The organism is Actinocorallia lasiicapitis (genome assembly GCF_054778695.1).
Map to the genome: position 1 here is coordinate 1 of NZ_BAAGZI010000217.1, position 9760 is coordinate 9760.

The following is a 9760-nucleotide window of genomic DNA, read 5'->3' on the forward strand; positions in this document are numbered from 1 at the left end:
GCCGGAGTGCTGGGGGCGGTGTGCGGCTGGCGGTCCGGCCGCCGGTGACGCTCCGCCGCTCCGACGCCCGGCTGCCGGGCCCGCCCGAGCATTTCACCGGACGGCGTGCCGAGCTGACCAGGCTTTCGCTGCTCCAGGCCGACAAGCCTCGCGTGATCGTGGTGCAGGGGATGGCGGGGGTGGGGAAGACAGCGCTGGCGGTGCAGTGGGCGCATCTCGTCGGCGACGGCTTTCCCGACGGCCGGATCTTCGTCGATCTGCGCGGCCCGGCCAAGGCGTCCACCCCGGTCGAGGCGCTCGGCCAGGTGCTGCGCTCGCTGGGCGTGCCCGGCGAGCAGGTCCCGACGGGTGAGGACGAGCTGGTCGCGCTCTACCGTTCCCTGACGTCCGGTGGCCGGGTGCTGCTGGTCCTGGACAACGCGTCCGGGGAGTACGAGCAGATCAGGCCGCTCGTCCCGGTCGATCCCGGCGGCCTCGTGCTGGTCACGTCGCAGCAGCGGATGCGCGGTGTGGACGGGGTGACCACGCTGGAGCTCGGTGAGATGCACCCGGACGAGGCGGTCGAGCTGGTCGCTTCGGTCGTCGGCGACGGGCGGGTGGAGTCGGAGCGCAAGGCGGCCGAGGAGCTGGCCAGGGAGTGCGCCTATCTGCCGCTGGCGCTGCGGATCGCGGCGGCGCGGATCGCGGCGGGCCAGGACTCCATCGCCGAGACCGTCCGGCAGCTCTCAGGCCGTGACGGCCTGCTGGCGTTCGCGCCCACCGACGACTCGCACGGCGCGCTGCGCGGTGCTTTCGAAGTGTCCTACCAGGGGCTCGACCCCGAGGTCAGGGGGGCGTTCCGGCGGCTCGGCCTGATGGTCGGCCCCGATTTCGCGCTTCCCGCGGTCGGCGCGCTGCTCGGCTGCGACGCCCCGACGGCCCGCACCAGGATCGACGAGCTGCGCGAGGCGTTCCTGGTCGTCGAGCCGGTGCCGGGCCGGTACCGGCTGCACGATCTGCTCCGTGACTTCTCCCGCGACCTCGGCCTGCTCGAGGACGCCGAGAACGACCGTCAGAACGCCCAGCGCCGGCTGCTGTCGTTCTATCTCGGTGAGGCGACGCAGGAGGGACGCGCCCTCACCGGCGACGGCCGTGCGCAGGCGTTCGCGTGGTTCGAGGCCGAACGCCGCTGCCTGGTCTCCTCGGTCCGCCAGTCGGCGCGGCTCGGCCTGCACCGCACGGCCCACGCGCTGGCCGCGGCGCTCTACGACTTCCTGGAGTTCCGCCGGTACAGCGAGGACACGATCACCGTGCACCGGATCGGGCTGTCGTCGGCGCAGACCGTTTCGGACTGGGGCGCAGCGGCCGTCATGCTGCACCATCTGTCCGTCGCGCATCTGGAGCTGGGGCGCTGTGTGCGGGCCATCGGCTACGGCGAGGACGCGCGGCGCGGGTTCAAGGCGCTCGGCGACCGGTCGGGTGAGGCGTCCGTCCTGGACACGCTGGCCGCGGTGTACGTGATGCTGGGCCGGCAGAGCGTCGCGATCGAGCACGCGGAGGAGGCCAGAGACCTGCACCGGGCCCTCGACGAGCCGGGCGGTGAGGCGCGCGCCCTGGATGTCCTCGCCCAGAGCCATCTGCGGCTCGGCAAGTACGACAGCGCCTACGCCTACGCCACCCACGCGCTGGAGCTGCGGCAGGCGCTCCTGGACCGGCGCGGCCAGGCCGAGACCCTGCTCACCCTGGCGCGGGTGCACCGGCACCGGGGCGGTTTCCAGCGGGCGATGGTCTTCGCGCTCGAGGCCCTGGAGGTGCGGCAGGAGCTGGAGCACCGGCACGGCGAGGCCGACGCCCGCAGCGAGCTGGCCCGGATCCACCAGCAGCTCGGCAACGGCGACATGGCCCGCAGGGACGCCGGGCTCGCCCTGGGCATCTACCGTTCGGTCGGCGCCCGCGACGGTGAGGGCGAGGCGCTGGTGATCCTGGCCAGGGTCTGCATCAGCGAGGCCAGGTACGCCGAGGCCGTCACGCACTGCGCCGACGCGCTGCGTGTGGTCCGCGCCATCCAGCACCGGTCGGCGGAGGCCGAGGCCACCGCCCTGTTCGGCGCCGCCTACTACTCGCTCGGCCGGTACCCGGAGGCGCGCGAGAACCTGCGCCGGTCGCTGGAGATCCGGCGGCTGGTCGGCGATCTCGCAGGGGAGGCGCACGATCTGGACTATCTGGGCAAGCTCGAACGTCGGCTCGGACGGGTCCGCGAGGCCGTTCTGCTCGGGCTGGAGGCGCTGGCCCTGTTCCAGGAGCTCGGCGCGCGCGAAGGCGAGGCCGCCGCGCTCGGCAGCCTCGCTCGCACCTATCTGCGGCTGGAGCTGCACGAGGAGGCCGAGCAGGCGATCGAGGTGTCGTTGCGGATCCGCGGCGACATCGACGACCGGATCGGCCTGGGCACCGGAATGGACACCCTCGCCCTGATCCAGCGCCGCACCGGACGTCCCCGGGAGGCCGCCGAGACCTCCCTGCACGCACTGAAGATCATGGAGGAGGTGGGGGACCGGCAGGGCATCGCCACCGCCCGCGTCAACCTCGGCGACACCTATGTGCTGCTCGGCCGGCTCGCCGACGCCCGCCGCTGCTCCGAACGGGCCCTGGCGATCGCGACGGAGCTGGGTGACCGCCGCAACCGGTCGTCCGCCAACCACACCCTCGGCCTGGTCTGCCAGCGGCAGGAACGCCACGAGCAGGCCGTCGCCCATTTCGAGACCGAGCTGGAGGTGCGGGCCGAGATGGGAGACCACCGCGGTCAGATCGCCGCGCTCCGCGCCCAGTCGGACTCCCACGCGGCGCTCGGCGACCATCTGCGGGCGGAGGAGTGCCGGCGGCGGATCGCGGGCATCCAGCGCTGGCTCGGCTGACGCCCCGCGGGAGGCTCGACGTCCGGTTCCCGCCGGAAACTGTCGGTGGGCCCTCCTACGCTGGGGTCATGGACACCTTCGGCTGGACGGTCCTCCAGACGCCGATCGGCCCGCTGCTGCTCGCGGAGACCGACAACGGCCTGGTCAACGTGCATTTCCACGCTCATGACGCCGAGCTGCGCGTGCAGCGGCTCGGCGAGCGGACGGGCCTGCGTCCCGTCCGCGGCGGCCTCTGCGAGGCGATCGCCCAGTTCTCCGCCTACTTCGCCGGCGATCTGAAGGAGTTCGATCTGCCCTTCGACTGGCGGCTGTCCCACGGGTTCAACCTGCGGATCCTCACACTCCTCCACGAGCGCGTCCCCTACGGCCAGACGACTTCCTACGGCGATCTGGCCACCTGGTCGGGGGAGCCCGACGCGTCGCGCGCGGTGGGCGTCGCGATGGCGTCCAACCCGCTCCCGGTGATCGTCCCCTGCCACCGGGTCGTCAACTCCAGCGGCGAACTGGGCGGCTTCGGCGGCGGCCTCACCACCAAACGCCACCTCCTGGCCCTCGAAGGGCTCCTCCCCGAACCCCTCTTCTGACGCGAGGAGGCCCCCGGCGCGTCGCTCGGGGGCCTCGGGGCGTCAGGTCAGTTGAGGATCTTGGAGAGGTACTGCCCGGTGTGGCTTTCGGGCACCTGGGCGATCTGTTCGGGGGTGCCGACCGCGACGACGGTGCCGCCGCGCGAACCGCCTTCGGGGCCCATGTCGACGATCCAGTCGGCGGTCTTGATGACGTCCAGGTTGTGCTCGATGACCAGGACGGTGTTGCCCTTGTCGACCAGGCCGTTGAGGACGCCCAGGAGTTTGCGGATGTCCTCGAAGTGCAGGCCCGTGGTCGGCTCGTCCAGGACGTAGATGGTGCGCCCGGTCGAGCGCCGCTGAAGCTCGGAGGCCAGCTTGACGCGCTGGGCCTCGCCGCCCGACAGGGTCGGCGCGGACTGGCCCAGCCGGACATAACCGAGCCCGACGTCGTTGAGGGTCTTCAGATGCCGGTGGATCGCGGTGATCGGCTCGAAGAACTCGGTGGCCTCCTCGATCGGCATGTCGAGGACGTCGGCGATGGTCTTGCCCTTGTAGTGCACCTCGAGGGTCTCGCGGTTGTACCGGGCGCCGTGGCAGACCTCGCACGGCACGTACACGTCCGGCAGGAAGTTCATCTCGATCTTGATGGTGCCGTCGCCCGCGCAGTTCTCGCAGCGGCCGCCCTTGATGTTGAAGGAGAAGCGGCCCGGCTGGTAGCCGCGGACCTTCGCCTCGGTGGTGGCCGCGAACAGCTTCCTGATGTGGTCGAAGACGCCCGTGTAGGTGGCCGGGTTGGAGCGCGGGGTGCGGCCGATCGGCGACTGGTCGACGTGCACGACCTTGTCGAGCTGGTCGAGCCCGGTGATCCGCTTGTGCTTGCCGGGCACCGACTTCGCGTGGTGCAGATGCTTGGCGAGCGAGTTGTAGAGGATGTCGTTGACCAGGGTCGACTTGCCGGACCCCGACACCCCGGTGACGGCCGTGAACACCCCGAGCGGGAACGCGACGTCCACGTTCTGCAGGTTGTGCTCCGACGCCCCCTTGACGACGATCTCCCGTCCCTTGGTGCGGGGCCGCCGCATCGCGGGCACCTCGATCTGCCGCCGCCCGGACACGTACTGCCCGGTCAGCGACCGTTCCGACGTCAGCAGGTCCTCGACGGTGCCGGACACGACGACCTGGCCGCCGTGCTCGCCGGCGCCCGGGCCGATGTCGACGACCCAGTCGGCCGCCCGGATGGTGTCCTCGTCGTGCTCGACGACGATCAGGGTGTTGCCGATGTCGCGCAGCCGCAGCAGGGTCTCCAGCAGCCGGGAGTTGTCGCGCTGGTGCAGGCCGATCGACGGCTCGTCCAGGACGTACAGCACGCCGACCAGCCCGGAGCCGATCTGGGTGGCGAGCCTGATCCGCTGCGCCTCACCGCCGGCCAGAGTCGCCGACGCCCGGTCGAGGGTCAGATAGTCGAGCCCGACGTCCAGCAGGAACCCCAGCCGGGCGTTGACCTCCTTCAGGACCTGTTCGGCGATGTGCATGTCGCGGTCGTTGAGGACCATGCCGCGCAGGAACTCGGCGCACTCGCCGATCGGCAGCGCGGCGATCTCGGCGATCGACCGGCCGTCGATCTTGACGTTGAGGATGAGGGGCTTGAGCCGCGCGCCCTTGCAGGTGGGGCAGGGGATCTCGCGCATGTAGCCCTCGAAGCGCTCACGCGTCGCGTCCGACTCGGCCTCGCCGTGCCGCCGCTGGATCCACGGGATGACGCCCTCGTACTCCGTGTAGTAGGAGCGTTTGCGCCCGTACCGGTTGGCGTAGGAGACGTGCACCTGGGTGTCGTGGCCGTGCAGGATCGCCTTGCGGGCCTTGGCGGGGATCTTCCGCCACGGCTCGTCCATCGCGAAGCCCATCGCCTCGCCGAGCGCCTGGAGCAGCCGGCCGAAGTACTCGCTGGCGTGGCCGCCCGACCACGGCCCGATGACGCCTTCCTCCAGCGACAGCTCCTCGTCGGAGACGACCAGTTCCGCGTCGACCTCCATCCGGGTGCCGAGGCCCGTGCAGTCGGGGCAGGCGCCGTAGGGGGAGTTGAAGGAGAAGGACCGCGGCTCCAGTTCCTCGAACGACAGGTCGTCGTACGGGCAGTACAGATGCTCGGAGTACATCCGCTCGCGGCCCGGATCGTCTTCGGGGAGGTCGACGAAGTCCAGGACGAGGGTGCCGGCCGCCAGCCCGAGCGCGGTCTCGACGGAGTCGGCGAGCCGGCGTCGCGCGGAGTCCTTCACCGCGAGCCGGTCGACGATCACGGCGATGTCGTGCTTCTCCTGCTTCTTCAGCATCGGCGGCTCGTCCAGCCTGATCACCACGCCGTCGACGAGCGCGCGGGAGAAGCCCTTGGTCTGGAGCTCGCGGAACAGCTCCAGATACTCGCCCTTGCGGCCGCGGATCACCGGCGCCAGCACCTGGAAGCGGGTGCCCTCGGGTAGCTCCAGCACCCGGTCGACGATCTGCTGCGGGGTCTGCTTGGAGATGGTGCGCCCGCACTCGGGGCAGTGCGGCTTGCCGATCCTGGCGTACAGCAGCCGCAGGTAGTCGTAGACCTCGGTGATCGTGCCGACCGTCGAGCGCGGGTTCTTCGAGGTCGACTTCTGGTCGATCGAGACCGCGGGCGATAGGCCCTCGATGAAGTCGACGTTCGGCTTGTCCATCTGGCCGAGGAACTGCCGGGCGTACGCCGACAGCGACTCGACGTACCGGCGCTGCCCCTCGGCGAAGATGGTGTCGAAGGCCAGGCTGGACTTGCCGGACCCGGACAGGCCGGTGAACACGATCAGGGAGTCGCGCGGAAGGTCGAGCGACACGTCCTTCAGATTGTGCTCGCGCGCCCCGCGGACGACGAGACGATCATGCCCGGGTCGATTGTGCACGGTGTGTATCCCCACGAGTTGGATCGGTGACGGGCCCGCAGCGGACGGCGGCCCAGAACCAGGCTAACGACGGGCACTGACAGAAAAGTCCCCAGCGGCTCCGTCTCGGTCGTCACCGTACACGCGTTCGAATGAAATTGTCCCGGGAACCACGCACGCCGCAGCCCGTCCGGGCGCTCGAACGTTGGCAGAATGCGCGGTGTGGAACACGAGCTGATCTCCTTCGGGCTGATCGTCATCCTGATGCTGGCCACGGTGCTGCTGGTCGGTGTGGGGGAGAAGATCAGAAGGCCCTATCCGGTGCTGGTGACCCTGTTCGGGCTGGTGCTGGCGCTGCTGCCGGGCATCCCGGAGGTCACGATCTCGCCGGACCTGATCCTGCCGCTGTTCCTCCCGCCGCTGATCTACGCGGCGGCGCAGCGCACGTCCTGGCGGATGATCCAGGCGCGCAGGCGCACCATCGTCGGGATGGCGCTGTTCCTGGTGATCGCGACCGTCGCGGCGGTGGCGGGCGTCACCCTGATGATGATCACCGGGCTGACCGTGGCGGCGGCCATCGCGCTGGGCAGCGCGGTCGCCCCGCCCGACCCGGTCGCCGCCGAGGCCGTCGCCGGACCCATCGGGCTGCCCCGGCGGCTGGTCACGATCCTGCAGACCGAAGGGCTCTGCAACGACGCGACCGCCCTGGTGATCTACGCGGTGGCGGTGTCGGCGATCACCGGCGGCGGCCACTACTCGGCGGTCGAAGGCGTCCTGCTGTTCGTCTGGGAGGTCGTGGCGGCGGTCGCGCTGGGGCTGGGGCTCGGCTGGGCCGCCAACTGGGTGCAGCAGCACATGGACACCACCGACGCCCGCAACGCCCTCACCCTGGTCTTCCCGTTCGCCGTCTACCTGCTGGCCGACGTCGTGCACGCCTCGGGCGTCATCGCGGTCCTGGCCGGCAGCCTCTACCTCGGCCAGACCAGCGACGACGAGTCGGGCGTCAGCGACCGGCTCACCGGCACCGCGTTCTGGGAGACCATCGAACTGCTGATCACCGGTCTGGCGTTCGGGCTGATCGGGCTCCAGCTCCGCCAGGTGCTGCCGAAACACGGTGAGCTGGGCACCTGGGCGGTGCACGCGGCCGTGGTCTGCGCGGTGATCGTCGCGCTGCGGTTCGTCTGGCTGTTCACGATCAACGCCTGGCTGCGCTTCCGCCACGGCGACAAGCTCGAGGGGATGCCGGTCGACTGGCGGGAGGACTTCATCCTGTCGTTCTGCGGGATGCGCGGTCTGGCCACCCTGGCCCTGGCCTTGGCGCTGCCCGCCGAGACCCCGCACGCGAAGCAGCTGAAGTTCATCGCGTTCGCCGTCATCCTGGTGACGATGGTGATCCCCGGGCTGACCCTGCCGTGGCTGGTCAAGGTCCTCAAGATCGGGGTCGGGGACGACGGCGAGGAGCAGGAGATCCGCGATCTGGCCTTCCGCGCCTCCCGCGCCGCGCTGCGCCGGCTCCGCGAGCTGGACGCCGAGGAGGATCTGCCGTCCGACGTGGTCCAGAAGCTCCGGCTGACCCAGCGGCTGCTCGTCAGCGAGCTGTGCGACGTGGTCCCCGAGGACCTGGTCGAGGGCTACGACCAGCGCCGCAGCCATGTGGCGATCAAGAGCCGGGTCGAGGCCGAGATGCTGGCCGCGTCGCGGCGCGAGATCCTCGACGCCCGTGCCCAGCCCGGTGTCGACCCCGAGGCCGCCGACAAGGTCCTGCGCCGTCTCGACCTGCGCAGCGCGCACCTGCTGTGATCAGCGGACGAGCGCGGTGAGCGCCGCGCGGAGCTGGGCGCGCGCGTCCTGCGGGGTGACCGCCTCCGGGTAGAGCAGAAGGTGGAGGCAGAGCCCGTCGATCAGCGCGTGCGTGCGGGGCGCGGCCGTCGGGTCCTGGATCTCGAGCTGGGTGATGATCGAGGCGATGAACGCGCGGAGCTCGGCGTGGACGGACGCGGTCAGCGCCGCCAGCTCCGGATCGAGCCGTGCCCGGGTGACGAAGCTGAACCACACCTCCGCCTCGGTGCGCCGTGCCCGGTCCAGCGGCAGGAGCTGCTCGAAGTAGGCGAGCGCCTTCTCCACCCGGGTGCCTTCGGGGTCCAGCGCCCCGATCCGGGCGGTGACCTGCTCGGTGACCAGCCGCATCGCGGCCGCGATCAGTTCGCGCTGGTCGGGGAAGTAGTGGCGCAGCGCGCCGGGCGACCAGCCGGCCTCGGCGGCGACGCTCCGCACGGACACCGCGTCCACCCCGTCGCGCCGGACGACGCGCCAGAGCGCCTGGGCGAGTTCGCGACGGCGGGTTTCATGATCGACCACTTTCGGCACATGTCCTTTCTAGCACGGCTGTGTTATTTTGTTGGTGATACGACCGTGTTAAAAAGGGGGAGTCATGCTGGTGGCGGTGATCGTGGCCTGCGAGATCGGCTTCTGGCTGGTGCTCGCGCTCGGCCTGCTCGTCCGGTACGGACTGCGCAACGCCCGGCTCGGCGGGGCGCTGCTGCTCCTGGTGCCGGTGGTGGACGTCGTGCTGCTGGCCGTCACCGCGGCCGATCTGCGCGACGGCGGCGAGATCGGGGTGGCGCACGGGCTGGCCGCCGTCTACCTCGGGGTGTCGGCGGGGTTCGGGCACCAGATCGACCGGCGGATGGACGGGTGGGCCGCGCACAGGTTCGACGGCGCGCCCAGGCCCGCCGCCAGGCCGAAGCACGGCCGGGCGCGGGCGGTCTACGAGGCGGGGCAGTGGGCCCGCCATCTGCTCGCCTGGGCGGTCGGCTGCGGGCTGCTCGCCCTGGCCGTCTGGTACGTCGGCGACGCCGAGCGGACCGCGGCGCTGCGCGGGATCATCGGGATGTGGACCCTCGTCCTGGTCGTCGACGGAGCGATCTCGGCCAGTTACGCGCTCGCCCCGAAGCGGGCGAAAGGTGTGGAACGCTAGGCGGTATGCGCAAGGCCGTCGTCTGGGTGCCGATCGTCGTCGTGGTCGCCGGGTGCGGCGCGCCGGAGCGGCCGTCGCAGGCCGACCTGGACACCAGGGCGGGCCATCTGGGCGTCGGCACGGATCTCGTCTACGTGCTGGAGGCGGACGGGCCGCCGAACGGCGCCGGGCCCGCGCTCGGCGGCGGCTACCAGGCCGCCTACCAGGTCGGCACGGTGACGGCGCGGCTGACCGTCCAGCACCGCACCCTGACCGCGCCGCAGTGCCCGCTGCTGCCGATCCCCGGCGCGACCGGCCTCGTCCGGTGCGTCCGCGCGGGCACCGGCTTCTACCGGGTCGCCCCCGACGCCCACGAGTACGCCCTCAACCGCGACGGCTATCTGCTGCGGGTGAGCGCACCGCGCACGGTCCCGCGCGACAGGCTCCGCT

7 protein-coding genes are annotated in these 9760 nt (G+C 71.2%); 5 read left to right on the forward strand and 2 right to left on the reverse strand.

Features of this window, described 5'->3' with window-relative positions; genetic code table 11:
* Both ACYVE7_RS21670 and ACYVE7_RS21675 read left to right on the forward strand, forming a co-directional pair.
* The coding region (locus tag ACYVE7_RS21670) for a tetratricopeptide repeat protein (protein WP_460366812.1) at positions 1 to 2891 on the forward strand (2891 nt) is incomplete at its 5' end.
* A 68-nt stretch (positions 2892 to 2959) separates the two neighbouring features.
* Positions 2960 to 3475, forward strand: coding sequence for a methylated-DNA--[protein]-cysteine S-methyltransferase (locus ACYVE7_RS21675; protein ID WP_460366813.1), 516 nt, complete (start codon positions 2960 to 2962; stop codon positions 3473 to 3475).
* Between the two features lie 47 nt (positions 3476 to 3522).
* Here ACYVE7_RS21675 and uvrA read toward each other — a convergent pair whose 3' ends face one another.
* Entirely contained in the window at positions 3523 to 6375 is a 2853-nt protein-coding gene (gene uvrA, locus ACYVE7_RS21680; RefSeq protein ID WP_460366814.1) for an excinuclease ABC subunit UvrA, read from the reverse strand.
* Between the two features lie 192 nt (positions 6376 to 6567).
* Between uvrA and ACYVE7_RS21685 the strand changes: the two genes are divergently transcribed.
* Positions 6568 to 8154 (forward strand): Na+/H+ antiporter, encoded by a 1587-nt coding sequence (locus ACYVE7_RS21685; protein WP_460366815.1) that lies wholly within the window; start codon positions 6568 to 6570, stop codon positions 8152 to 8154.
* Here ACYVE7_RS21685 and ACYVE7_RS21690 read toward each other — a convergent pair whose 3' ends face one another.
* Positions 8155 to 8712 (reverse strand): TetR/AcrR family transcriptional regulator, encoded by a 558-nt coding sequence (locus tag ACYVE7_RS21690; RefSeq protein WP_460366816.1) that lies wholly within the window; start codon positions 8710 to 8712, stop codon positions 8155 to 8157.
* 73 nt (positions 8713 to 8785) lie between these two features.
* On the opposite strand from ACYVE7_RS21690, the gene ACYVE7_RS21695 reads away from it, so the two are divergent.
* Together ACYVE7_RS21695 and ACYVE7_RS21700 are read left to right on the forward strand one after the other, a co-directional pair.
* A complete protein-coding gene (locus ACYVE7_RS21695; RefSeq protein ID WP_460366817.1) occupies positions 8786 to 9331 on the forward strand; it encodes a hypothetical protein in 546 nt (181 codons plus the stop codon).
* 5 nt (positions 9332 to 9336) lie between these two features.
* Positions 9337 to 9760 (forward strand): hypothetical protein (locus tag ACYVE7_RS21700; protein ID WP_460366818.1); only part of this gene is annotated, 424 nt, incomplete at its 3' end.

What these genes read in the sequence shown, in the direction of transcription:
- ACYVE7_RS21675 (WP_460366813.1), top strand. Translation starts at nt 2,960, where the DNA reads ATGGACACCTTCGGCTGGACGGTCCTCCAGACGCCGATCGGCCCGCTG.
- ACYVE7_RS21695 (WP_460366817.1), top strand. Translation starts at nt 8,786, where the DNA reads ATGCTGGTGGCGGTGATCGTGGCCTGCGAGATCGGCTTCTGGCTGGTG.
- ACYVE7_RS21685 (WP_460366815.1), top strand. Translation starts at nt 6,568, where the DNA reads ATGCGCGGTGTGGAACACGAGCTGATCTCCTTCGGGCTGATCGTCATC.